The sequence below is a fragment of the Rhodococcus sp. AQ5-07 genome, assembly GCF_009707305.1.
Lineage (GTDB): Bacteria > Actinomycetota > Actinomycetes > Mycobacteriales > Mycobacteriaceae > Rhodococcus_F > Rhodococcus_F erythropolis.
In genome coordinates this window covers 2,178,419-2,202,604 of sequence record NZ_CP046099.1, presented here as the reverse complement: position 1 = coordinate 2,202,604, position 24,186 = coordinate 2,178,419, and the positions used below count along the sequence as shown (strand labels likewise).

The window sequence follows — 24,186 nt, the reverse complement described above, 5'->3', positions numbered from 1 at the left end:
GTGTCGATCGGCGCATGCAGCGCCCGAGTCGGTGAATCGTGGATGAATGGTCGGTTACGAGGGGCTAGTTTAGTTGCTCGCACGAGTGCCCACCGCGCTGGCTCGCTCGCGTGTACCGGTAATACGTTCGGCGGCGAGCCGGCCGGACAGCAGAACGGTCGGTACTCCCACCCCCGGAACGGTTCCCGATCCGGCGAGAACGACGTTGTCGAAGCCGCGGGCGAGGTTCTTGCGTCGGAACGGCCCCGTCTGGGTGAAGGTGTGTGCCGCCGCGAACGGGCTACCCGCGGCCATGCCCTTCTCGAGCCAGGTCTGCGGGGTGTCGACGTGATCGATATCGAACCCCTCGACCAGTCCCGTATAGCCACGTTCTTGCAGCGTGAGGATGATTTCACGCACGTAGGCCGGGCCGAGAACTGCCCAGTCGAGCGGCGCACTGTCCAGATTCGGGCACGGCGCGAGGACTGACAGCGGTTCACGGATCCGGCCGTCTCGCGAGAAGGCCAGGCTCGGGTCGGTCTGCGCCGGTCGGGTGACGAGCAGTGACGGATCACTCATCAATTGCCCGCGGCCGCGGCGTGCCGTGATCTCGGCGAAGGTGCGCTTCCACGCCTCGCCGAAGTCGATCATGTGGTGTCGCTGCGCGGGCCATCCGTCGGCGACGGCTGAAGAAACAGTGCCGTGAATCACGACCGCGGACGGCGATGTACGCACCGGTCGCGGGCGCAATCGCGTATGCGGGCGCAAGAGGGAGTCCGTGACGGCCATGTCGGGGGTGAGGACTGCGACATCACAGTCGTAGCTCTCACCGTCGCGTGTGTGTACGGCACGCACGCGACGGTCGCTCGCCTCGAGTCGTTCGACCGTGCGGCCGAGATGCAGAATTCCGCCGGCCTCGGTGAAAGCGTCGGCCATCGACTCGGCGATCGTGCGCATCCCGCCCTCGGGAAAGTAGACGCCCAGTGAGGTGTCCATGTGAGCGATCGCCCCGTACACCGCGAGGGCTCGAGACGGAGCAACTCCCGCATACAGCGCTTGGAAAGTGAAGATCCGCCGGAGGCGAGGGTCGCGGATCTTGCGATCCACCTGCCCGCCCAGTTTCCCGAATCCTCCCAATGCGACGAGTCGGCTCAGATCCTTGACTGCTTCACGCGAATTGACCAGTCCGAGGGGAGAATCGAAGTCGGCGTCCATGAAGCGGTCGAATTCCGCGTCGAAGATGCGGTTCAGCCATCGCCGCAACGCACGGTATCGCTGCGCTTCTTCCGGCCCGCAGACACGGGAGACTTCGGCAGCCATGTCTTCGGGGTCGGCGTGAACATCGAGAGCGGTGCCGTCTGCGAATCGCGCGTGGTACGTCGGATCGAGCTTGTGCACAACGAATTTGGGGTTTGTCGAGTCGGGGTCGGCGCCGACGGCCGCAAGAGCGTCTTCGACGAGTTCGGGCATCGTGAGCACCGTTGCGCCGTTGTCGATGCTGTAGTCACTGCCCTGGTAGACACCGACTCGCCCGCCGACCGAGCCGTTGCTCTCGAGGATCGTGACGTCGCGGCCGGCGCCACGCAGATACAACCCCGCAGACAGTCCGGCAAGTCCCGCGCCGACGATCACGACTCGATCGGTCGGCGAGCTGACGGTTCGAGTGCGGTGCACGTCTGCCACGGTCAGTAGCTTCGCTTCGTGGCCGCGATCGCCATATCGGTCAGGCGAGCCTTGGACTCGGCCGTTGCCGTGCTCGAGTCGAGGGCGTTCGCAGCTGCCTCGACGAGGGTGTCGATCTGCGTTTCGACGTCGGTGACGGCGCCAAGATCGGTGATCACCTGACGCAGAGTGTCGACTTCGTTGTCGGTCAACTGGGTGCCGATTCCGTTGCGGAGCAGTTCTGCTGCCGCCGGATCTGCGGCGTCGGCGCGGGCAAGCGCCATCGCGAACAGGACAGTCCGCTTGCCGGCGATGAGATCGTCGCCCGACGGTTTGCCCGTGACGGACGGATCTCCGAAGACACCGAGCAGGTCGTCGCGAAGTTGGAAGGCAATCCCGATGTCGGTGCCGAACGTCCGGTAGGCATCGATCAACTCGGCGTCTGCACCGAACAGTGCGGCGCCGAGGTGCAGGGGGCGTTCGATCGTGTACGCGGCGGTTTTGTAACGGTTGACCCGCATGGCTGCCTCGACGGTCTCGTCTCCGCGGGCTTCGTTGCTGATGTCGAGGAATTGGCCACCGAGCACCTCGGTGCGCATTGCCGACCAGACCGGGCTCACTCGTGCGGCCGCGTCGGGGCTGATCCCGGATTCTCGGATCATGTCGTCAGCCCAGGCCAAGGCCAGGTCGCCGAGGAGAATGGCGACGGCCTCGCCGAAGTGCGCGGAGTCGCCGCTCCACTCCTCGCCTCGGTGCTGGTCCTCGAATTCGACGTGAACGGTCGGGAAGCCGCGCCTGGTCGTTGATGCGTCGATGATGTCGTCGTGGACGAGCGCGCAGGCCTGCACCAGTTCGAGGGCCGCGCATGCACGAATCACCGCGTCCGCGTCGCTCCCGTTCGGGTCGCCTCCGGCGCCGAGCCATCCCGTCCAGGCGAACGACGGCCGGACGCGCTTTCCTCCGCGCAGGACGAAGGCTTCGAGGGTGCTGACGGCTTTCTCGTATCCACCGCCGATGTTCGAGACGAGTTCGCGGCGTGAATCGAAGAAGTCGCGGAGCGCTCCTTCGAACATGCCTGGCAGTTCGAGTGAGGTCGGATGCGGTGCGGTGTTGGTCGAACTCTGTCCAACGCGCGCGGTTCCTGCGGACAGGGTGGCCTCCAAGATCGGTATGTTCTCGCGCCGGAGGGTTACACGGAAGCGAGCTTGAGGCCCAGCTTAGTGGGGGTTGGAATCAACGGGGGTTCGGGCCGTGAACTGCGTGATCCTGACATTCGGGATACGCGGTCCTGGGCGATGAGCTTGTTTGCAGCTGGAAAACATATGCTTGACCGGTGACATTCGATCCAGTCAGGGGCCGCTCCAGCGAGGGGTGGGCCACCCGAACACCGTCGATCGTCGATCGGATCGCTTCCTCGACAGGTAGCCGTATTCCGTTCTCGGTCGAGTTTTCGCCGCCGCGCGACGCTGACGCCGAAGCGCGCCTGTGGCGTGCGGTGCGTACCTTCGAGCGGCTCGGACCGGCGTTCGTCTCGATGACTTACGGCGCAGGTGGCTCGACGCGCGATCGTACGGTGCGCGTCACCGGCGAACTGGCCGAGGAGACGACCCTGCTGCCGGTTGCTCACCTGACTGCCGTCTCGCACAGCACCGAAGAACTTCGCGCCATGGTCGGTGCGTACGCCGATCGTGGGATCAGCAACATCCTCGTGTTGCGCGGCGATCCGCCCGGCGATCCGCTCGGCGAGTGGAAGAAGCATCCCGAAGGCGTCGAGTACGCCGAGGAACTCGTGCGGATGGTCCGTGACTTGGGCGACTTCCATGTGGGCGTCGCGTCGTTCCCCGAGGGGCATTACCGCGCTCCGGACTTGGCGTACGACACGAAGTACCTGGTGTCGAAGTTGCGTGCCGGCGCCGAGTACTCGATCACGCAGATGTTTTTCGACGTGGAGGACTACCTGCGTCTCCGTGACCGGGTGAGTGCATACGACGCAGAACAGGGCGCCAAGCCGATCATCCCGGAGATCATGCCGGTGACGTCGCTGCGCTCGGTGAGGCGCATGCTCGAGCTCTCGGGCTCGTCGTTGCCTCCCGCCCTCGAACGCCGATTCGACGCCGCGGCCGGAAGCGGTCCGGAAGAGAACCGTGCAGCGGTCCGCGAACTCGGCATCGATCTGGCCACCGAGATGGGAGAGCGGTTGATCGCCGAAGGCGCTCCGTGCCTGCACTTCATCACGTTGAACTTCGCGCGCGCCACCAGCGAGGTCCTCGAGCGACTCGGTCTCACCCCCGATACCTCTGTCGGGACAGCACAAGCCGTCTGATTTCCGGTTTCCCCGCTCGACACCAATCGAGGGGGCAATCGTCAGGCGCTACTTCGTGGTGTTTTTCGGATTCCTGTTGTCAGCTTGCCTGCTGACAGGTGATTTCGTGACAGGCGTCTTCATGGCCGGTGCTTTCGCGGCGGGCGCGCGCTTGATCGGTGCTCGATTGCGCGCCATCCAGGCCATTGCACCGACGATAATCGCGACACCGAGCGCCAGCCCGGCCATGATTCCTGCCCACCCGGCGAAGCTTCGGGTGCTGGGGTCCGCGTAGTTGACCTCGGCACGCATTGTCGACACCTCGCCGGCGGGCAAAGTCCACGACACCCGGGAATCGCCGTCTCGTGTTCCGTTGGTCGTGCCGACCCGTGCCGGGAAGGCGATGCTGACCTGGACGTCGGCGCCCTGAGTCGGAACCGTCTTCAGGTCTGCCTTGCCGTCGAGCGTGACGGTGTCCCCGGATCGCTTGAGGGTGATCTGGAACGACCCGGATCCCTCGGCATACATCGAGCCCAGTTGGGCGACGTCACCGAAGGACAAGTCGCTGAAGAACGCCTGGCTGCCGACGTATCCGTCCTTCTTGTATTCCTGAACCCGTATCTTGTCCTCCAGCGAGGAAGGCGGGGTCAGCTGCGGACCCTTGTCCGCCTCGTTCGCCGGAATAGCGGCAGCTACCACCTGTCCGGTCACACGATCGTTCGCGGACACTCCCATCGACACCTGCACGCGGATGCACCCGGCAAGCAAGGGAACAAGCATGAGGGCGAGCGCGGCAACCGTCAGGAAGCGTTTCCGACTGGTCGGCTTGGCGGCGGGATCGGTGGACTGTTGCACAGTGGTCATCGTGCCAGCCGTGGCGTAGCCAGTCATCGAGGCGGGGGCGTGTCGGCGGGTGAAGTTCGGCGGGTGACCTTCACGACCTGCTCGAACGACGCAGCCACTGACTCGCTTTACCCCGGCGGCTGTCGGACAGTGCGATTCGAGCCGCACTGCGACCACTGGCTCCGGACACACCACCACCGGGATGCGTCGAGGCTCCGGTCAGATACAACCCGTCTGCTCCCGGAACGCGATGGCCGGACAGTTCGGGAAGCGGTCGCCACAACATCATCTGATCGAGTGACATCTCGACGTGCATGACATTTCCGCCGATCATCCCCAATTCCGACTCGATGTCGCGGGGAGTCTGAATGAAGCGGTCGAGGACGGAATCGGTGAATCCGGGTGCAAAAGCCTCCATCTCGCCGACGATCCGGTCGGCCTCGGCCTCGGCGACCGACGCCCAATCGCGATGTCCGCTGAGACGATACGGCTGCCACTGCGACCACAGTGTCACCTGATGCCGCCCGGCCGGGGCGATCGTGGGATCGATTCCGCTGAAACTCATTCCGAGAACCGCAGGGCGAGGAGGCAGTTCCCCTGCCAGTGCTGCGCCGTGTGCAGTGCGCAAGTGGGCGCGATCGGAAACGAGTAATTGCAATCCCGAGGTACTTTCCCGTGTCGTGGCGTCGCCGCGGTAGGACGGGAGCGCAGATGTCGCCAGTCGCAATACAGCGCCGATGCCGGGGCCGACCCTGATCTTCCGCCGCCAGTGATCGAGCGTGGTTCGGTCGAAGCCTCCGTTGCCCAGGAGATCGAGTGTCGTGAGGATGTGGCAACCCGCGATTACCTTGCGAGCGTGAACTTCTCGACCGCTCTCGGTTGTGACAGTCCAGTGATTCGAGTTCCGGCGGATCGACGTCACGCCGTCACCGAGCGCGACGGTGGCGCCGTCGACAGCCATCCGGGATGCCAACGCAGCACTCAGTGCGCCGCTCCCTCCGACTGCTCGCCCGGGCGGCAGGACGTGCATGAGGGCCGCGAAGCCGACCATCGGAGCGGTTCCCGGTTCCGACATCGGAGGCCCGGACTGGGCGCCGAACCACGCCAACGCTGCCTTGAGCGCCTCATTGTCGAAATACTCGTCCAGCAGCGCGTCGCCCGGCGCGAGGAACTGCCGCGACAGTTCGCTGTTGCCGCGCGCGGTGGCCAGTCCTCCGAACGCACCGATCAGGTTCGATCCGGTGGGCGGTGTGGAAAATGCCTTCATCACGTGTCGGCTGCGCTCCGACCAGACCGCGACGAACCGCCGGTACGCGTCGGCGTCCTTTGTCCCGCAAGCTCGTTCGATGGACCGGCAGGTTGCATCGAGATCGCGATGAAACACGATGCCCGGCCCGTCGGTGCCAGGGGCGGGCGGAGCGAACGCCCACGGGTCACAGTCGATGTAGCGAAGGCCGTGCGCGCCGAGTCCGAGTTCCTCGATGATGCCGCTGTGTCGGATCATGAGGTGCGCAGACGACCCCCGGTCCACCTTGTATCCGGGAAATCGCTCGACGGTCGAGACGGCACCGCCGAGAACCGTGTCCTTCTCGAGAACCTCGACCGACCAACCCTCGCGTGCGAGATACGCGGCCGAAACGAGCGCGTTGTGGCCGGAACCGACGACGACGGCGTCGAGAAATGCGCTCACAGCGGCAGTCCACGGCCGAGGACCGCAAATGGCCGGTTGTCGCCGGCAAAACGAAATCTGCGGAGCACGTCGCAAAAGCCGAGGCGGCGGTACAGCCGCCAGGCTCGGTTGTCCTCGTCGAACACCTCAGGTGTCGACAACAGAACGCTGCGTTCGGTTCGATCGACGAGGAGGTGGCGCAAGAGCGATTCGCCCAATCGGTGACCTTGACCGTTCGGATGCACGTGGAGTTCGGTGAGTTCGAAGTAGTCGCTCAGAATCGCGTCGATCTCGCTCTGAGGGCGACCCGAGCGCCGAAGCCCGTGCAGTACCTGTTGATGCCACCACTGGTCCGGGCTCCCGCGATACCCGTAAGCGATCCCCACCAGCGGCAGATTTTCGTGTGACGGTTGCTGGGGAACCGCCAATGCGCCGACGGCTTTCCAGCCAGGCCGGTTCGCGTGCTCCTGCCACATCGGTGCGCGATGGAACTCGGTTCCTCGCGGATAGTCCATCGCAGTGACGTACACGGCCAGTGCCTCGTGGAGTCGACTCGCGAATTCTTCACGATCGAGGTCGACCGTATGTGGTGTCCAGGCGATCTGCGGGTCGACCGGTCTCACCTCTTCTCTTGACGGCGTGTCGGTGGGTGCAGTTATATTGAATAGGTCGAACAGATGTTCGATGTGGGTGATCCGGAGATGCCCGAAGGGAAGCGGGCATCTCCGGCCCACCTGGCCTTGGATCCTTACGGTGCAGGAGGTGCCCCGATGTCCGAGCATGTAAAGCCTGATCGTGTGAAGTGCCAACGAACTCTTCCGGCCGAGTTGTCGAGCCCGTCGGATGCCGCAATCTCGCGATTGCCGATATCGGCGAGGCGGTCCTTCGGTGCGACGGACGCCAGCCACCGCACTGCGCAAGTGGGAAAGTCCGGTGTGGCGTGGGGGCTCCTCCGGAAGGCGGATGCGCTTCTCGAGGAAGCGATTGGGGCGGGCGATCCTGCCGACCGGTTCCGGTGTGCCTATCTGGCAGCACTACGTGGTGCCGGGGCAGTGTTGGCCGCCGCTCCTGCCGGTGCCGGATCGAAGCGCAAGCGAAGCGGAAACGCGTGGGTTCTGATGGACGCCGCAGCGCCCGCGTTCGGAGCGTGGTCGAAGTTCTTCGCGGGGTGGTCCGCTGCGCGTGCGGCCGTGGAAACCGGTGTGTCGATCGTGATCACGGACTCCGATTCCGATGCATTCTTCGCCGAGGTCGGTCGTTTTCTCACGGCGGTCGAAGATTTCATCGGTCAGGACGCGTCCGAGCATTTGCGAGCGTCGTGAACAAATGGTCCGTGTTGGCAGTTGTTTCCGGGGAATTTCCTGGTCCGCACAGGCAAATGGAGCCGAATCGGGGCCCTTCGGCACGAATACGTACGCTTGTGGCGGAACTCGTACCCGGAGTTGGTGGTCCGAGACCTAAACTGCTCGTATTATGAAAACAGGTAATCGTCCAACTTGATTACCCGCCGCCCCACACCGTGGGGTGGTTGCCAAACTTCCAGTGCCGGGGGAGGTACCGTGCCACTCTCCGAGCACGAGCAGCGCATGCTCGATCAGATCGAGAGCGCTCTCTATGCCGAAGACCCCAAGTTCGCCTCCAATGTGAGGGGCGGCCGTATGCGGGCGCCGTCGAGTAGACGGCGGTTCCAAGCAGCGGCTCTATTCGTGCTGGGTCTGGTCCTGCTGATCGCGGGGGTTGCCCTCCCGCTCAAGCCGGGCGGTTTTCCGATCATCAGCCTGTTCGGTTTCTTGTTCATGTTCGGCGCAGGGGTCTTGTTCCTCTGGGGTGGTGGACGCAAGTCCGCAGCAGCAGCCGAACCCGCTTCCGAAGGTGGCAATCATCCCTCCGGTCCGCCGGGTAGGGGTAGTGCCGGTGGATCCGGGCGGGGACGCGGCCGCAAGTCCGGCGGCGGATTCTCGTCGCGGATGGAAGATCGATTCAAACGCAGGTTCGAGCAGGACTAGCTCTCCCGCCCTCCTTCGGGCGTACTTCGAGAGTGGTGCAGTTCGGACATGACGCCCTCTGTAGGGCACGGACGACCACACGTGTGGCGGTCGGCAACCAAGGTTGCCGACCGCCACACGCCGTTGGTGTGGGTGTTGTACGTGTGTGCCGGCAATCCATCGAAGTGAATCAGTGACGCGCGAGCGAATCACTCGCCACCCACGGTCGCCCCTAGGCAAGCCCGCGGGCTTCCTCCACTTCGCTCCACTCGGCCCTCCACTTTCCTCCACCCTGGTCGAACTGCAACGCACGACCAGACCTCGTCCCGCTCACGTCTATTCGAAAACCGCGCTTGTACTGCGATTTTGTCTGGGGGAGCGACAAATCGTGGCGTGAAGGGTCGATATGACGGCGGTGTGGGCCGGGACACGGTTGCAAATTTCCCCCACGTATCCCCACCTGCGCTGACCTGCTATTTATCAGCAAATGATGCTGAATAGGGACCATGTGCTCCTTGTTTGTGGGGGAAAGTGGGGTACTGTGGGTTCGGGCGGAGAGCTGAAGCACGATCCGCTCGATAGGGAGGGTTTCAGCGCAAGCTCGCAGGAGGTGTCGAGTGTTCCTCGGTACCTTCACGCCGAAGCTCGACGACAAAGGTCGGCTCACGTTGCCGGCAAAGTTCCGAGACGAACTGGCAGGAGGATTGATGATCACCAAGAGTCAAGATCACAGCCTCGCCATCTACCCCCGGGACGAGTTCGTCAAGCTTGCTCGAAAGGCAGCGGCAGCTCCACGCAATGATCCGGCAGCTCGGGCGTATGTACGTGCCCTGGCCGCCGGTACAGATGAACAGCACGCCGATGCCCAGGGGCGAATCACCCTCTCGGCTGATCATCGGCGTTACGCAAACCTGTCCAAGGAATGCGTAGTGACCGGCTCCGTCGATTACCTCGAGATCTGGGATCTAGCAGCCTGGGAGAGGTATCTCGGAGACAACGAAGAGGACTATTCGCAGGCAACAGGCGAATCTCTCAGCGAGATCGTCTAGGCGAAGAGCCCCCGGCGAATGCCGCGAGGCCTCTGCCCGGAAAGACCCTGACGCACTTCCCCAGCGCCAGGTTCTCCTTCGGGCAGGGACCTCGAAGCATTCGCCTTCTCGAACAGTCATCGCCTTCTCGGAAAGTCAGCACCTTTTCGAAAAGTCATCGGAAATCATGAAAGTAGGAGCCGGAGCAATCATGGTGGATCACGAGGTGAACGAACCCTCGGATGCCGATGGCTTCGCGCACGTCCCCGTACTTCTGCATCGTGCCGACGATCTTCTCGGCCCTGCCATCACCGCCGTCGGTGACGGTGGCGAAGGCGCATACATGATCGATGCGACGTTGGGGCTCGGTGGCCACTCCGAATTCTTCCTCGGCAAGTACCAGGGCCTTCACCTCATCGGTCTCGATCGCGACACCAACGCACTCCGCATCGCTTCCGAGCGTCTGGCGCCATTCGCGGACCGAACCACGTTCGTGCACACCACGTATGACGGGATCGAAGACGCGCTCGAACAGGCAGGTCTGCCGTCGACGGAGTCGGTTCACGCGATCCTCTTCGATCTGGGTGTGTCGTCGATGCAGTTGGACGAAGCCGACCGAGGTTTTGCGTACTCGATCGACGCCCCTCTCGACATGCGGATGGATCAAACGGTCGGGCTGACCGCGGCAGAGGTCCTGAACACCTACAGTCACGGCGACCTTGCTCGCATTCTGAGCACGTACGGCGAAGAGCGGTTCGCCGGAAAGATTGCGTCCGAGATCCTTCGGCAGCGTGAGCGTGAACCTTTCACCACCAGCGCAGCTCTGGTCGAGTTGCTGTACCGAACAATCCCGGCGGCCACGCGGCGTACGGGTGGACACCCGGCCAAGCGCACCTTCCAAGCGCTGCGGATCGAAGTCAATGCCGAGTTGGATTCGCTTCGCGCGGCCGTTCCTGCCGGGCTCGATGCACTGGCAGTCGGTGGGCGAGTGGTGTTCATGTCCTACCAGTCGCTCGAGGATCGAGTTGTGAAGGCGGAGTTGGTTCCCCGCTCGAAGTCCACCAGTCCTGAAGGTCTACCGGTCGAGTTGCCGGGTATGGGGCCGGAGTTCCGCATTCTCACCCGTGGCGCAGAACGTGCGTCTGAGCAGGAAATCGAAGAGAACCCACGATCAGCTCCGGTGCGTTTGCGTGCCGCAGAACGCATTTCCAGGAGGCGGGCATGAGTCGTCAGGGCAAATCCGGTGCAGCGCAACGCGCATACGACAAGCGCACCGCACGGGCGGCAGGCCGGACCGGAACTGCCGCTGCTGCCGGCCCGTCGATCTCTCCTCGGGCGATGCTCAAGGGGCGGGTACCGTTCGTGGCCTCCGTTATCGGACTTCTGTCCATCGGTCTCGCGGTGACTCTGCTGCTGACCACTCGCGCTGCCGAGGATTCGTACCAACTCAGTGATGCACGTGCATACAACCAGTCTTTGGTCGAGCAGAAAGCAGCGCTCGAACGTGACTTCCAGTCGCGTAACTCGGCTCCGGAGTTGGCAAATCAGGCAAGCGCTCTCGGCATGGTCCCCGCCAAGGACCCTGCACGTCTGGTAGTTCATCCGGATGGTTCGGTCGAGGTCGTCGGAACGCCGACTCCCGCGACTGCCGGCGCGATGCCGCCGCTCGATGCGCCAACATCGGTGCCCGCACCGACCGCGACACCGCCGCGCACCACAACGCCGGTTGTTCCTGGAGCCACGCCGAGCGTTCCGAATAACACGCGAAACCTCGCGCAGAGTGAACAATTGGTTCCTGTGATCCCCACGACGACAGCACCCGCCACCACGACGGCGGTGCCTGCTCCGCCTGAGGAACGTCGGTGAGTCAGAACTCCCGTAACAACCCCGGTCGGCGTCCGCGCCGCTCGGCGACTGCCTCATTTCCGTTTCGTCAGCGAGTCGGTCGTATCACCATGTGTGGTGCGCTCGCCGTTGCGGCATTGCAGCTCTTGTGGATTCAGGGAATCGATGCGCCGAGCCTGGCTGCGGAATCTGCGAATCAACGAACCACGACGCAGGTCGATCCGGCCGTGCGCGGCTCGATAACCGATCGCAACGGAAACCCCCTCGCGTTCACCATGGAAGCCAAGGCGCTGACTTTCCAGCCGGTGCGAGTACGCAAGGAACTCGAGGAAGCGCGCGCGAAGAGCATCGAGCAGGGCGCCGAGGGTGACAAGCAGGCGCCGGAAGTCAGCGATCGCCTCGCCGAGATCGCCGCCGGAATCCACGCCAAGCTCGGCGATACCGTTCCGGAAAAAGATCTGCTTCAGAAGATGAACAGCAACGAGACTTTCACGTACCTCGCTCGCAGCGTGGATCCGGCGGTTGCTGCCGAGATCTCGGACAAGTTCCGGGAGGTCGGCCTCGAGCGACAGGACATCCGCGAGTACCCCGGTGGCTCTCTGGCGGCGAATCTCGTCGGCGCGACCGGCTGGGACGGGCACGGTTTGCTCGGCCTCGAAGATTCGATGGACTCCACGCTCGCCGGAACCGATGGATCCGAAACGTACGACCGCGGTTCCGACGGCGCTGTGATCCCTGGTAGCTGGCGTGACAAGCAACCGGCCGTCAACGGTTCGGGCGTCGAGCTGACCATCGATTCGGATCTCCAGTTCTACGTTCAGCAGCAGGTCCAGATCGCCAAGGACAAGTCGGGCGCCAAGAACGCTTCGGTTGTGGTCATGGACTCCAAGACGGGACAGGTGTTGGCCATGTCCAACGACAGCACCTTCAACCCCGCGATCGGCATCGACAAGAACGCGCCGACAGCCGAAATGGGCAATCCGTCGGTCAGTACGCCGTTCGAGCCCGGATCGGTGAACAAGATCGTCACCGCAGCAGCGGCCATCGAGGACGGTAAGACAACTCCGGACGAAGTTCTGCAAGTCCCGGGCAGCATCACGATGTCCGGTGCCACAGTCAAGGATGCGTGGGATCACGGTGTGGCCCCGTATACCTCTACCGGTGTGTTCGGAAAGTCCTCGAACGTCGGCACCTTGATGCTCGCTCAGCGAGTGGGCGAGGATCGTTACGCAGACATGCTGAACAGGTTCGGCCTCGGACAACGCACAGACGTCGGACTTCCCGGCGAGAGCGCCGGCAGCGTCCCGAGTCGCGATCAGTGGTCCGGCGGAACCTTCGCGAACTTGCCGATCGGGCAGGGTCTTTCGATGACAACCTTGCAGATGACCGGGATGTACCAGGCCATTGCCAACGACGGTGTGCGAATTCCTCCGCGAATCGTGAAGTCGACTGTCGATTCTTCCGGCACTCGGACCGAGACGCCGCAGCCCGAGGGTGTCGAGGTGGTCAGCGCCCAGACAGCGTCGACGGTTCGGGACATGTTCCGGTCGGTCACTCAGGAAGACACCGGCAACCAGCGAGGAACCGGTGTTGCCGCGGGCGTCGAGGGATACCAGGTCAGCGGAAAGACCGGCACCGCGCAGCAAGTGGATCCCGCGTGCAAGTGCTACTCCAACTCCAACTACTGGATCACCTTCGCGGGAATCGCGCCCGCGGACAACCCCCGATTCGTGATCGGAATCATGCTCGACGCACCGGTTCGCGGTGTGGACGGCGGCGGCGGTCAATCGGCAGCACCGTTGTTCCACAACATCGCGTCGTGGATGCTGCAGCGTGACAGCGTTCCGATGTCGCCGGACCCCGGTCGCAAGTTGGTGTTGCAGGCGGACTGATTGCGGTGTGTCGGTTTCGACAGGGTCTTCGGGTGAATCCCGGACACGGTAATCTCAAACGTCGCAGTAACCTCATTCATCGCAGTACGCCGAACTTTGCTTGCGCTGCGACCGCCAAAGAACAACGACAATTGCCAGGAGTCGAGTGACAGTGCCGAATCGTTTGCAATCGTCGAACTCGGACGGCGCTCCCGGGACGCGTCCGACACAACCGGTTGCTACCGCGATCACGGCGCTCTCCGAATTGTCCGGAGCTCGCCTCGAATGGGTCGGGCAACCGGGATCACAGTCGTCGGAGGTCGTCGTCAAGGGCGTCGACCTGCGTGCGCAGGGAATCGTGGCCGATGACCTCTTCGCCGCTCTGCCCGGTGCCAGGACGCACGGCGCTCAGTTCGCCGTCGACGCTCTGGGGCGCGGTGCGACCGCGATCTTGACCGACGAGGCCGGCCTCGAATTGATCGAGGCCGCCGGCAAGGCGCCCGACCGGTCCGTCCCGGTTCTCGTTCATCCGAACCCGCGGGATGTGCTCGGTGAGATCTCAGCGGAGATCTACGGCCGGCCATCGGAGAAGATGCAGGTCGTCGGCATTACCGGCACATCCGGCAAGACGACGACGTCGTACTTGCTCGAAGCGGCGATTGCCGGAGCCGGCCGCAAGCCCGGTCTGGTTGGCACCATCGAGACTCGGATCGACGGCCGCCGAGTACCCAGCGCTCTGACCACGCCGGAAGCTCCGCAACTCCATGCTCTGTTCGCCGTGATGGCAGAGCAGGGGATCGATACCGTCGTCATGGAGGTGTCCAGTCACGCGCTCGCTCTCGGACGCGTCGACGGCATCCGCTTCGACATCGGCGCGTTCACCAATCTTTCGCAGGACCACCTGGATTTCCATCGGGACTTCGAGGAGTACTTCCAGGCCAAGGCTCGGCTGTTCGATCCCGAGTCGACGGTGCGAGCCGAGCATGCCGTCGTCTGCGTCGACGACTTATGGGGTCGACGGATGGCTGAGTTGGCCGCGACCGACGAGAGCGATGCGGTGACCACGGTCTCGACCTCGACGGCCGAGGCCGAGTGGAAGGTCGGCGCCGTCGAGGTTGCCGAGGACGGCTCGCAGACTTTCGAGTTGGTCGGGCCGGACGGACAATCGTGGCCCGTCTCGCTTCGCCTCCCCGGTCGATACAACGTGGCCAACGCAGCCTTGGCACTGACTGTCAGCTTCGCGGCCGGACTCGATCCGGACGCTGCTGTTCGAGCACTCGGAACGGTGGATGTCCCCGGACGGGTCCAGCGGATCGACCGTGGGCAGAGCTTCCTGGCAGTCGTCGACTACGCCCACAAACCGGCGGCACTCGAAGCCGTGATCGCCACCCTGCGCAATCAGGTTCCCGGCCGAGTGGCTGTGGTCGTCGGTGCGGGCGGGGACCGCGACGCCGGCAAACGCACCCTCATGGGCGAAGCTGGTGCGAGGGGCGCAGACCTGCTGATCGTCACCGACGACAACCCGCGCACCGAGGATCCCGCGAAAATTCGCGCTTCGGTTATGCAAGGCGCCATCGACGTTCCCGAATCCGAACGCGGCGAGATTCGCGAAGTGGGGGACAGGGCGCTCGCGATCGAGCAAGCAGTCCGGTGGGCGCAGCCAGGCGACGTAGTACTGGTGGCAGGCAAAGGCCACGAAGTGGGTCAAGAAATCGACGGGGTCAAACACCCATTCGACGACCGCGAGGTGTTGGGCGAAATGATCGGCCGATTCGCGATCAACACAGCACATGGAGGCAAGCAATGATCCCGATGACGCTCTCTCGGATCGCCGAGATCGTCGGAGGAACCCTGCATGACGTCGACGATCCGTCGACTCAGGTGACAGGAACCGTCGAATTCGATTCGCGCAAGGCTGGGCCAGGTGGACTGTTTCTCGCACTCCCCGGCGCACGCGTCGACGGTCACGACCATGCGGAAGCGGCGGTGGCCGCCGGTGCGGTGGCGGTGCTCGCAGCGCGGCCGGTCGGGGTTCCGGCGATAGTTGTCCCGTCGGTACCGAACGACGGTCCGAGCGCTGTGATGTTGCTCGAACATGACACAGACGGATCCGGGGCTGCCGTCTTGCATGCCCTCGGCCTCCTGGCCAGGGCCGTGGTCGACGAACTGGCAGCAGAGAGGTCGGCTTCGGGGGGCGGGCTGACGCTGGTCGGTGTCACTGGTTCGGCAGGCAAGACCTCGACCAAGGACCTGATTGCGGCGCTGCTTCGCGAACGCGGTGAGGTGGTCGCCCCACCAGGCTCGTTCAACAACGAACTGGGTTTGCCGTGGACTGTGCTCCGCGCCGACGAGAAGACCCGCTTCCTGGTCCTCGAGATGTCGGCCCGCGGGGTCGGTCACGTCGGCGAACTGACCAAGATCGCGCCGCCGAAGATCGGCGTCGTTCTCAATGTCGGCACCGCCCATCTCGGTGAATTCGGTTCGCGTGAAGCGATCGCGGTCGCCAAAGGTGAACTGGTGGAAGCACTCCCGTCGGCAGCCGACGGTGGAGTTGCGGTCCTCAACGCCGACGACCGCATGGTCGCCGCAATGGCGAGTCGAACCAAGGCCCGGATCGTATTCGTCGGTCAGTCCGAAGACTGCGACGTTCGGGCGACCGACGTGGTTGTCGACGACCAGGCCCGGGCTTCCTTCACGCTGAACTGTTCACAGGGTTCTGCGCGTATTCGCCTGGCCGTTCACGGCGAACATCACGTGAGCAACGCTCTTGCCGCTGCGGCCGTCGCACTCGAGAACGGCCTCGCGGTTGCAGACATCGCTCGTGTCCTCGAGGGCACGAAGGCAGCGTCAGCGAGGCGGATGGAAGTCACCGAGCGCGCCGACGGCGTCACCGTCGTCAACGACAGTTACAACGCAAATCCCGATTCCATGCGCGCTGCGCTCAAAGCGTTGGTGTCCATGGCGCGATCGGATCGGCACTTCGGGCGCCGTAGCTGGGCTGTGCTCGGTGAGATGGGTGAACTCGGGCCGGAATCGGTCGTCGAGCATGACGCGATCGGTCGCCTGGCCGTCAGACTCGATGTCAGCAAGTTGATCGTCGTCGGAACGGGCCGCACCTCGCGTGCGATGCATCAAGGTGCGGTGATGGAGGGGTCGTGGGGTGACGAGTCCGTCGTCGTGCCAGACGCAGCTGCGGCAATCGCCATTCTCGAAGCGGAACTTGAACCGGGCGATCTCGTCCTGGTGAAGGCGTCCAAGTCGGTTGAACTGTGGACGGTCGCCGAAGCGATTCTGGCCGCAACGCCCAGCGACAACACCGGTGACGCGAACACCGATGGCGAGAACGGCGGGGATTCGCAGTGATCCAGATTCTTCTCGCCGCAGGCATCGCGCTGGCGGTCTCCATCATGCTCACGCCGATCCTGATCAAGGCGTTCTCGAAACAAGGTTTCGGGCAGGAGATCCGAACCGAAGGTCCAGCCAGTCACCAGGCGAAGCGCGGCACTCCCACGATGGGCGGCGTCGCGATCCTGACCGGAATCTGGGCCGGCTATCTCGGCTCACACCTCATCGGTCTCGGCATGGACAACGCGGAGGGACCGTCGGCGTCCGGCCTACTCGTTCTCGGTCTGACCACCGCGCTCGGTGGAGTCGGTTTCCTCGACGACTTCATCAAGATCCGCAAGCAGCGCAATCTGGGACTGAACAAGACAGCGAAGCTGGTCGGCCAGTTCGTCGCTGCCATTGCCTTCGGAATCTTGGCCCTGCAGTTCCGCGGTGACGACGGGCTGACTCCGGGCAGTGTTCATTTGTCGTACGTTCGCGACATCGCCACCGTCTCACTCGGTTCCGTGGTCTTCATCGCCTTCTGTTACCTACTGGTCAGCGCCTGGTCCAATGCCGTCAACCTGACCGACGGCCTCGATGGACTGGCCGCCGGAGCGATGAGTTTCGTTCTCGGCGCCTACGTCATCATCACGTTCTGGCAGTTCCGCTACTCGTGCGAGACGAATCCCGGTAAGGGTTGCTACGACGTCCGAGACCCGCTCGATCTCGCGGTGCTCTGCGCGGCCGGCGCCGGCGCGTGCATCGGTTTCCTTTGGTGGAATGCCGCACCCGCCAAGATCTTCATGGGCGACACCGGTTCTCTTGCCCTCGGCGGCATGCTCGCCGGATTGTCGATCACCACAAGCACGGAACTGTTGATGGTCGTAATCGGTGCACTGTTCGTCGCGGAGGCCGCGTCGGTGGTGATCCAGGTAGCGGTGTTCCGGTCCAGCCGACGGCGGGTCTTCCGAATGGCACCGTTCCATCACCACTTCGAACTCGCCGGGTGGGCTGAAACCACGGTCATCATCAGATTCTGGTTGCTGGCGGCTATTGCGTCGGCTATCGGATTGGCCCTCTTCTACAGCGAATACCTCGCAGCGCTCGGAGGCTGAAAACCATGACCAGCTCAGCGGATTCCGAGAACGACCTGTCCTGGCTCCGCGGTACGCGAGTGCTGGTCGCCGGTGGGCGGGTGTCCGGTCAAGCGACCATCGAACCTCTCGTCGCGCTCGGCGCTGTCGTGACGGTCGCCGATTCGACCCTCGACTTCGCGCAGCGCTGCGCCGAACTCGGCGCGGACATGGTGACCACCACCTCGATCGAGGATGCCCCGGATTCGATCACCGAGTACGGGCTCGTCGTCACCAGTCCGGGCTTTCGGCCGGACGCACCGATCCTTGCAGCGGCCGCCGGTCACGGGATTCCCATCTGGGGAGACGTCGAGTTCTCGTGGCGCGTCGACCACAGCGGACACTTCGGCGGACCCCGTAAATGGCTCGTCGTGACGGGGACGAACGGAAAGACCACGACGACGTCGATGCTGGCCTCGATTCTCGACGCCGCCGGAGTTGTCGGCCGAGCCTGCGGGAACATCGGGCTTCCGATACTCGAGGCACTCGCCGAGACGTCGCCGCGCGTGGAGTACCTCGCTGTCGAACTGTCGTCTTTCCAATTGCACTGGGCACCTTCGGTGCGTCCGGATGCCGGCGTGGTCCTCAATGTCGCCGAGGATCACCTCGACTGGCACGGCGGAATGAGCGCGTACGCCGAGGCCAAGTCGCGGGCGCTGAGTGGAAAGGTCGCGGTGGTCGGCCTCGATGACGCAATCGCTTCCGAACTGGGAACTCGCGCAACTGCAGACATTGTCACCGGGTTCAGATTGGGTGAACCGGGCGAAGGAGAACTGGGTGTCGAAGCGGGGCACCTCGTGGACAACGCTTTCGGCGATCACGTCCGCTTGGCCGAAGCAGCTTCCATAGATCCGGCCGGCCCGGCAGGCGTCATGGACGCGCTTGCCGCTGCCGCTTTGGCGCGGGCACTCGGATTCGAGGCCGACGTCGTCGAACGCGGTCTGGCAGCGCACAAGGTCGGCCCACACCGAGGGGCCCTGGTCGGTCGTGTCGGGTCCGTTGTGTACATCGACGATTCCAAGGCCACCAATCCGCACGCAGCCAGGCCGTCGATACTCGCGCACGACCGCGTCGTCTGGGTTGCAGGCGGTCTACTCAAGGGCGCAAGCGTCGAGCAGTTGGTGAGCGAAGTGGGACCGAGACTGTCCGGCGCTGTTCTTCTCGGCCGTGACGCCGGTGTGATCGAGGACGCGCTGGCGCGACACGCGCCCGATGTTCCCGTGGTGCACGTGCTGTCGGGGGACGATGAAGTGGTGAGCGAAAACAGCAGCAACTCGACTCTCACCATCCGGCTGCCGTCGGGTGCCGACGCGGATGCCGTCATGGCCGCAGTGGTCGTCGAAGCTGCCGAGTTGGCGTCCCCCGGTGATGCAGTTGTACTTGCCCCGGCCGCCGCGTCCTTGGACATGTTCGCCAGCTACGGACATCGTGGTGACAGTTTCGCCGCCGCCGTAGCCGCATTACCCGATCCGTTCACGGATTCGCCTGGCCAAGCCGGGAACTTGCGATGACCAAGGGTCCCAAGACCCGAATCGGTGCCTGGTTGGCGCGGCCGTTGGCGTCGTTCCACCTGGTGGTGACGATTGCCACGATGTTGACTGTCTTGGGGCTCGTGATGGTTCTGTCGGCGTCGAGCGTCGAGCAGTACGTGTCCGGTGGCTCGGCATATTCGTTGTTCACCCAGCAGTTGATCTTCGCGATTCTCGGGGCGGTGCTCTTCTACGTCGCGCTGCGGATCCCGGCGAGAGTGCTCCGGCAGTATTCGTTTCCGCTGTTCGTCGTCGTGCTGATCATGCTGGTACTCGTTCTGATTCCGGGAATCGGCACCGAAGCGCAGGGTGCGCGTCGCTGGTTCAACGTCGGTGGATTCTCGGTGCAACCATCGGAAATCATGAAGGTCGCCTTGGCGATCTGGGGCGCGCATCTGTTGGCCTCGAGGCGTCCGGACGACCGATCCGTGAAGTCGATCCTGATTCCGCTCGTGCCCGCTGCGATGCTGGTCTTCGCCTTGGTCGTCGCGCAGCCGAACCTCAGTACGACCATCGCACTGGGAATCATCGTCGGGGCCTTGCTGTGGTTCGGTGGGCTTCCACTGAAACTCTTCGGCTCGATCGCGCTGACAGGCGTTGTCGGCGCCGCTGTCCTGGCCATGACGGCCGGGTATCGATCCGACCGAGTCCAGGCCTTCTTCAACAAGAGCGATGACCTGCAGGGCAACAACTATCAGGCCAAGCAGGCCTTGTATTCGCTCGCTGACGGCGGCGTTTTCGGTCGCGGACTCGGGCAGAGCGTCGCCAAATGGAACTACCTACCGAACGCTCACAACGACTTCATCTTCGCGATCATCGGCGAAGAGTTGGGATTTGTCGGCTGCGCTGTGGTGATCGGTTTGTTCGCTGTATTCGTGTACACGGGATTGCGGATCGCAGCCCGCAGCATCGATCCGTTCTGGCGGCTCCTGTCGGCCACCGCAACTACCTGGATCGTCGGCCAGGCGATGATCAACATCGGTTACGTCATCGGACTGCTACCGGTGACCGGACTCCAGTTGCCCTTGGTCTCCGCCGGTGGTTCGTCCTTGGCGATCACGCTGTTCATGTTCGGGGTCATCGCCAATGCAGCGCGCCACGAGCCAGAAGCAGTTGCCGCTCTGAACTCCGGGCAGGACGGCAAGATCTCGAAGTTGCTCAGACTGCCCAAGCCGGTGCTGTACCACCCGCCGTCAGGGGGCCGGCCTATCCGTCGACCGAAGCCCGCACGACAGATCGAACCGGCACGCGGACGCGACGGCCGGCGCGCGATCGAGACGGGCGATCGACGCAAGCGGGCAGATCAAGGCGCTCGCCCTTCCTCGGATTCCAACCGAGGTGCGGCCGCTGGGTCACGGAAGCGCACCGCGGGAGGGCAGAATGGTCAGCGTCGGCAGGCGCCGACACGTAGGGCACAAGATCCACGAGAAGTTCGAGAGCGAGGAATTCGTAGGTGAGCGGCAACAAATCGGCTCTGTCGGTAGTGGTGGCAGGGGGAGGCACGGCTGGTCACATCGAACCCGCACTTGCGGTCGCGGACGCGGTCAAGGCCGCTCAGCCCGACACCAGGATCACCGCACTCGGGACAGCACGTGGTCTCGAAACCACCTTGGTGCCTGCCCGCGGGTACACACTCGAGCTCATTCCGCCGGTTCCGCTTCCTCGTAAGCCCACGATGGATCTGGTGAAATTGCCGACACGCATCCTCGCCTCGGTGCGCAAGACCCGTGAGGTACTCGATTCCGTCGACGCCGACGTGATCGTCGGTTTCGGTGGTTACGTCGCGCTTCCGGCGTATCTTGCCGCACGTGGCGGTGTTCTTCGGCGCCGCCGCAAGATTCCGATCGTCATCCACGAGGCGAACGCCAGTGCCGGCATCGCGAACAAGATCGGTGCTCGCCTGGCGACGCGGGTGCTTGCCGCTGTTCCGGGTTCCGGAGTGAAGAACCGCGGCGATCAGGACGCCGAGATCGTCGGCATCCCGGTTCGCGCGTCGATCGCCAATTTCGATCGAGCGGGACTCCGCTCGCAAGCTCGCGAGTACTTCGGACTGCCTCAGGACGGTCCCGTTCTGCTCGTCTTCGGCGGATCGCAAGGCGCGAAATCGCTCAACGACGCGGTGTCCGGAGCAGCGGAAGAACTGGCGAAGGCCGGGATCTCGGTCCTTCACGCACACGGACCCAAGAACTCCCTCGAGGTCACGCAGTACTCGGAGACGGCACCGTATGTGGCTGTACCTTATCTTTCGCGGATGGATCTCGCGTATGCCGCAGCCGACGCGACGATCTGTCGTTCGGGCGCGATGACGGTCGCCGAGGTCTCGGCGGTCGGACTACCGGCCGTTTACGTTCCGCTGCCGCACGGCAACGGTGAACAGGAACTCAACGCGAAACCCGTTGTCGCAGCGGGCGGCGCGATCATCGTCTCCGACAACGAGCTCACGCCGACGTTCGTCGCCGGCACCGTCGTCCCGATGCTGAGCGACAGCGCGCGTCTCGACAAGATGAGCAGTGGCGCTGCCAATGTCGGGCACCGCACGGCGGCAACAGAGATCGCACGGATCGTGCTCGACATCGCGGCAAAGGAAAACGCCGTCCAGGAAAATGCAAGGGGAAACCGATGACCGCGCTGCCCGCCCACCTCGAGCGAGTACACATGGTCGGAATCGGCGGTGCCGGTATGTCCGGCATCGCTCGAATTCTGCTTTCCCGCGGGGGCCTTGTCTCGGGTTCGGACGCCAAGGAGAGCCGAGGAGTCCTGGCGCTTCGTGCACGCGGGGCACAGGTCCGGATCGGCCACGACGCCGATGCTCTCGACCTGCTGCCAGGTGGACCGACCGTCGTCGTCACGACGCACGCAGCTATTCCGAAGGACAACCCGGAACTCGTCGAGGCCGCTCGCCGCGGAATCCCGGTGATTCTTCGGCCGGCTGTCCTTGCATCACTCATGCAGGGCAATCGCACGTTTCTGGTTTCGGGAACACACGGCAAGACGTCGACGACGTCGATGCTCGTGGTCGCCCTGCAGCACTGCGGTTTCGACCCCTCGTTTGCCGTTGGCGGCGAACTCAACGAGGCGGGCACGAATGCCCATCACGGCAGCGGTGACGTCTTTGTCGCCGAGGCCGACGAGAGCGACGGGTCGCTGCTTCAGTACGACCCCAACGTGATCGTCGTGACCAACATCGAGGCCGATCACCTCGACTACTTCGGCAGCGTCGAAGCGTATGTGAAGGTGTTCGACGATTTTGTCGACAAGCTACGTCCGGGTGGACTTCTGATTGCTTGCCTCGACGATCCGGGATCTGCGGATCTCGCGAAGCGAATCGTGGCCTCGGGTCGTTCGGACATCCGTGTGCTCGGTTACGGATCAGCGGATGCGCAGGAAGTAGAAGCGGGCACTGCCTTCGAACCTGTCGACGGCGTCGAGGTCGGAGTCCGACTACTGGGCTTCCATGCACACGACGTCGGGGGAGTCCTGCAGTTCCAACTGGCCGGCGAGAGCGCCGCGCGAACCGTGCGGATGGCAGTGCCGGGTCGGCACATGGCGCTCAACGCACTTGCCGCCCTGCTGGCCGCCCGTGATGCGGGCGCCGAGACCGAGGAGATCGTCGAGGGGCTCGCCGGATTCGGTGGCGTCCACCGCCGCTTCCAGTTCACCGGCCGCGAGCGTGGTGTCCGGGTGTTCGACGACTACGCCCACCATCCGACCGAAGTTCGCGCGGTTCTCGGCGCGGCCGCGGATCTGGTTCGACCGGAAGATGATTCGTCGTCGACCAATTCGGCAGCCGGACGTGTGATCGTGGTCTTCCAACCTCACCTCTATTCGCGCACAGCGGCATTTGCCGTGGAGTTCGCGCAGGCACTGGACTTGGCCGACGAGGTAGTGGTTCTCGATGTCTACGGTGCTCGCGAAGAGCCGATGCCGGGAGTCAGCGGTGCGCTTGTCGCTCAATCGGTCACCAAACCTGTTCACTATCAACCCGATCTGTCGCAGGCACCGAAGCAGGTGGCGGCGTTGGCTCACCCCGGCGACATCGTCATCACGATGGGCGCCGGTGACGTGACCATGCTCGGCAAACAGATCCTCGATGCTTTGCGTTCGGCGCCGCATCCCGCGCCGCGATGACACCCGACGCACGAAGTCGTCGCGGGCGTCGAGATCCTCAGGCCAGGCGAGCCACCAGTACGCGTCGGCGCAGTACTCGCACCGAATCGCGATACTCGACGCGGTCGACGGAGCCAGCTCCCGAACCCACGCCGACTCGTAAGTGGTTCAAGCGACCGCTGATCGTGGCACCGCTGGCAATCGTGCTGGTGGTGGGAATTGCGCTGACGGCCTGGTTGTCTCCGGTGCTCTCGGTCCGGGGCACCGAAGTTCTCGGTGCGACGACGGTCAGTGAGGAACAGATACTTTCGCTCCTGGCAGTACCGACCGGTCAGCCGTTGATGCGGGTCGACACCGGCGCCGCCGCCGCACGTGTAGCGACGATTCCGAAGGTGGCCTCCGCCCGAGTGCAGCGGATGTATCCGTCGACCATTCGCGTCACCGTGACCGAACGGGTACCGGTTGTCTTCGTCGACTCACCCGAGGGGGCACACCTGCTGGACGAGAAGGGTGTCGACTTCGAGATGGGCGTCCCGCCGCCGGGGGTTCCGCGTCTGGTGACACCGACGCCGGGATGGAACGACGAGCCGACGCTTGCCGCGCTCGAGGTGTTGTCGGTGCTGCCGCCGGATCTGAGATTTCAGGTGGGAGAGGTTGCCGCTCGGTCGATTTCGAGTGTCACGCTGACTCTGCTCGACGGTCGCGCCGTAAACTGGGGCGGTGTCGAGCACTCGGATCGTAAGGCTGCCGTGACGCTTCCTCTGTTGACTCAACCGGGGCAGACGTACGACGTGTCCAGTCCTGATCTTCCGACGGTCCGATAGCGCACGGTGCACCCGTGCGCCGGTGCGTGGCAAATACTTCGGTGTGTCTCGGCGCGCCTAATGGCGGAACGCGACGACGGTG

General features: G+C 64.0%; 20 protein-coding genes. 15 read left to right on the top strand and 5 right to left on the bottom strand.

Annotation, left to right across the window (positions count from 1 at the left end):
- Nucleotides 1–69: 69 nt before the first annotated feature.
- Both crtI and GJB56_RS10030 read right to left on the bottom strand, forming a co-directional pair.
- The gene (gene crtI / locus GJB56_RS10035; protein ID WP_113683672.1) at nucleotides 70–1,662 is read right to left on the bottom strand and encodes a phytoene desaturase family protein; all 1,593 of its coding nucleotides are present in this window, start codon (nucleotides 1,660–1,662) and stop codon (nucleotides 70–72) included.
- Between the two features lie 2 nt (nucleotides 1,663–1,664).
- Nucleotides 1,665–2,804, bottom strand: a complete 1,140-nt coding sequence (locus GJB56_RS10030) for a polyprenyl synthetase family protein (RefSeq protein WP_113683671.1) — start codon at nucleotides 2,802–2,804, stop codon at nucleotides 1,665–1,667.
- Between the two features lie 170 nt (nucleotides 2,805–2,974).
- On the opposite strand from GJB56_RS10030, the gene GJB56_RS10025 reads away from it, so the two are divergent.
- Nucleotides 2,975–3,964: a methylenetetrahydrofolate reductase gene (locus tag GJB56_RS10025; protein WP_020908084.1), complete on the top strand. Its 990-nt coding sequence runs from the start codon at nucleotides 2,975–2,977 to the stop codon at nucleotides 3,962–3,964.
- 48 nt (nucleotides 3,965–4,012) lie between these two features.
- Here GJB56_RS10025 and GJB56_RS10020 read toward each other — a convergent pair whose 3' ends face one another.
- The 3 genes from GJB56_RS10020 to GJB56_RS10010 form a co-directional block, all read right to left on the bottom strand.
- The gene (locus tag GJB56_RS10020) at nucleotides 4,013–4,807 is read right to left on the bottom strand and encodes an LppM family (lipo)protein (protein WP_153210984.1); all 795 of its coding nucleotides are present in this window, start codon (nucleotides 4,805–4,807) and stop codon (nucleotides 4,013–4,015) included.
- Between the two features lie 70 nt (nucleotides 4,808–4,877).
- The gene (locus GJB56_RS10015; protein ID WP_113683670.1) at nucleotides 4,878–6,476 is read right to left on the bottom strand and encodes a phytoene desaturase family protein; all 1,599 of its coding nucleotides are present in this window, start codon (nucleotides 6,474–6,476) and stop codon (nucleotides 4,878–4,880) included.
- Nucleotides 6,473–7,078, bottom strand: a complete 606-nt coding sequence (locus GJB56_RS10010; RefSeq protein WP_019748882.1) for a GNAT family N-acetyltransferase — start codon at nucleotides 7,076–7,078, stop codon at nucleotides 6,473–6,475. The genes GJB56_RS10015 and GJB56_RS10010 overlap by 4 nt, the downstream gene beginning before the upstream one ends.
- 147 nt (nucleotides 7,079–7,225) lie before the next feature.
- Here GJB56_RS10010 and GJB56_RS10005 point away from each other — a divergent pair, with 147 nt between their 5' ends.
- The 14 genes from GJB56_RS10005 to GJB56_RS09935 all read left to right on the top strand — a co-directional run bounded on the left by GJB56_RS10005 (nucleotide 7,226) and on the right by GJB56_RS09935 (nucleotide 24,104).
- Nucleotides 7,226–7,777: an SAV_6107 family HEPN domain-containing protein gene (locus GJB56_RS10005; protein ID WP_020908080.1), complete on the top strand. Its 552-nt coding sequence runs from the start codon at nucleotides 7,226–7,228 to the stop codon at nucleotides 7,775–7,777.
- 237 nt (nucleotides 7,778–8,014) lie between these two features.
- A complete protein-coding gene (locus tag GJB56_RS10000) occupies nucleotides 8,015–8,461 on the top strand; it encodes a DUF3040 domain-containing protein (protein ID WP_019748880.1) in 447 nt (148 codons plus the stop codon).
- Nucleotides 8,462–9,057: 596 nt separating this feature from the next.
- Nucleotides 9,058–9,489 carry a division/cell wall cluster transcriptional repressor MraZ gene (gene mraZ / locus GJB56_RS09990; RefSeq protein WP_003941779.1) on the top strand — a complete coding sequence of 144 codons (432 nt, stop codon included), beginning with the start codon at nucleotides 9,058–9,060 and terminating at the stop codon, nucleotides 9,487–9,489.
- Between the two features lie 190 nt (nucleotides 9,490–9,679).
- A complete protein-coding gene (gene rsmH / locus GJB56_RS09985; RefSeq protein WP_113683754.1) occupies nucleotides 9,680–10,693 on the top strand; it encodes a 16S rRNA (cytosine(1402)-N(4))-methyltransferase RsmH in 1,014 nt (337 codons plus the stop codon).
- Nucleotides 10,690–11,334, top strand: coding sequence for a hypothetical protein (locus tag GJB56_RS09980; RefSeq protein ID WP_019748878.1), 645 nt, complete (start codon nucleotides 10,690–10,692; stop codon nucleotides 11,332–11,334). The genes rsmH and GJB56_RS09980 overlap by 4 nt, the downstream gene beginning before the upstream one ends.
- Nucleotides 11,331–13,205 carry a peptidoglycan D,D-transpeptidase FtsI family protein gene (locus GJB56_RS09975; protein WP_020908076.1) on the top strand — a complete coding sequence of 625 codons (1,875 nt, stop codon included), beginning with the start codon at nucleotides 11,331–11,333 and terminating at the stop codon, nucleotides 13,203–13,205. The genes GJB56_RS09980 and GJB56_RS09975 overlap by 4 nt, the downstream gene beginning before the upstream one ends.
- 151 nt (nucleotides 13,206–13,356) lie before the next feature.
- Entirely contained in the window at nucleotides 13,357–14,991 is a 1,635-nt protein-coding gene (locus tag GJB56_RS09970) for a UDP-N-acetylmuramoyl-L-alanyl-D-glutamate--2,6-diaminopimelate ligase (protein ID WP_113683669.1), read from the top strand.
- A complete protein-coding gene (locus GJB56_RS09965) occupies nucleotides 14,988–16,547 on the top strand; it encodes a UDP-N-acetylmuramoyl-tripeptide--D-alanyl-D-alanine ligase (protein ID WP_113683668.1) in 1,560 nt (519 codons plus the stop codon). Before GJB56_RS09970 ends, GJB56_RS09965 begins: the two co-directional genes overlap by 4 nt.
- The gene (gene mraY / locus GJB56_RS09960) at nucleotides 16,544–17,626 is read left to right on the top strand and encodes a phospho-N-acetylmuramoyl-pentapeptide-transferase (protein WP_003941699.1); all 1,083 of its coding nucleotides are present in this window, start codon (nucleotides 16,544–16,546) and stop codon (nucleotides 17,624–17,626) included. Before GJB56_RS09965 ends, mraY begins: the two co-directional genes overlap by 4 nt.
- A gap of 5 nt (nucleotides 17,627–17,631) precedes the next feature.
- Nucleotides 17,632–19,155 (top strand): UDP-N-acetylmuramoyl-L-alanine--D-glutamate ligase, encoded by a 1,524-nt coding sequence (gene murD, locus GJB56_RS09955; RefSeq protein ID WP_113683667.1) that lies wholly within the window; start codon nucleotides 17,632–17,634, stop codon nucleotides 19,153–19,155.
- Entirely contained in the window at nucleotides 19,152–20,630 is a 1,479-nt protein-coding gene (gene ftsW / locus GJB56_RS09950) for a putative lipid II flippase FtsW (RefSeq protein WP_019748873.1), read from the top strand. The genes murD and ftsW overlap by 4 nt, the downstream gene beginning before the upstream one ends.
- Entirely contained in the window at nucleotides 20,627–21,796 is a 1,170-nt protein-coding gene (gene murG / locus GJB56_RS09945; protein ID WP_019748872.1) for an undecaprenyldiphospho-muramoylpentapeptide beta-N-acetylglucosaminyltransferase, read from the top strand. Before ftsW ends, murG begins: the two co-directional genes overlap by 4 nt.
- Complete coding sequence (gene murC, locus GJB56_RS09940; RefSeq protein WP_019748871.1) at nucleotides 21,793–23,301, top strand: UDP-N-acetylmuramate--L-alanine ligase; 1,509 nt, start codon at nucleotides 21,793–21,795, stop codon at nucleotides 23,299–23,301. The genes murG and murC overlap by 4 nt, the downstream gene beginning before the upstream one ends.
- Nucleotides 23,298–24,104: a cell division protein FtsQ/DivIB gene (locus GJB56_RS09935; RefSeq protein ID WP_230091168.1), complete on the top strand. Its 807-nt coding sequence runs from the start codon at nucleotides 23,298–23,300 to the stop codon at nucleotides 24,102–24,104. The genes murC and GJB56_RS09935 overlap by 4 nt, the downstream gene beginning before the upstream one ends.
- The last annotated feature ends 82 nt before the right edge of the window (nucleotides 24,105–24,186 follow it).

Coding starts and splice junctions, on each gene's coding strand:
- GJB56_RS10020 (WP_153210984.1), bottom strand. CDS start 4,807: ATGACCACTGTGCAACAGTCCACCGATCCCGCCGCCAAGCCGACCAGT.
- GJB56_RS10005 (WP_020908080.1), top strand. CDS start 7,226: ATGTCCGAGCATGTAAAGCCTGATCGTGTGAAGTGCCAACGAACTCTT.
- rsmH (WP_113683754.1), top strand. CDS start 9,680: ATGGTGGATCACGAGGTGAACGAACCCTCGGATGCCGATGGCTTCGCG.
- GJB56_RS09980 (WP_019748878.1), top strand. CDS start 10,690: ATGAGTCGTCAGGGCAAATCCGGTGCAGCGCAACGCGCATACGACAAG.
- GJB56_RS09965 (WP_113683668.1), top strand. CDS start 14,988: ATGATCCCGATGACGCTCTCTCGGATCGCCGAGATCGTCGGAGGAACC.
- murD (WP_113683667.1), top strand. CDS start 17,632: ATGACCAGCTCAGCGGATTCCGAGAACGACCTGTCCTGGCTCCGCGGT.
- ftsW (WP_019748873.1), top strand. CDS start 19,152: ATGACCAAGGGTCCCAAGACCCGAATCGGTGCCTGGTTGGCGCGGCCG.
- murC (WP_019748871.1), top strand. CDS start 21,793: ATGACCGCGCTGCCCGCCCACCTCGAGCGAGTACACATGGTCGGAATC.
- GJB56_RS09935 (WP_230091168.1), top strand. CDS start 23,298: ATGACACCCGACGCACGAAGTCGTCGCGGGCGTCGAGATCCTCAGGCC.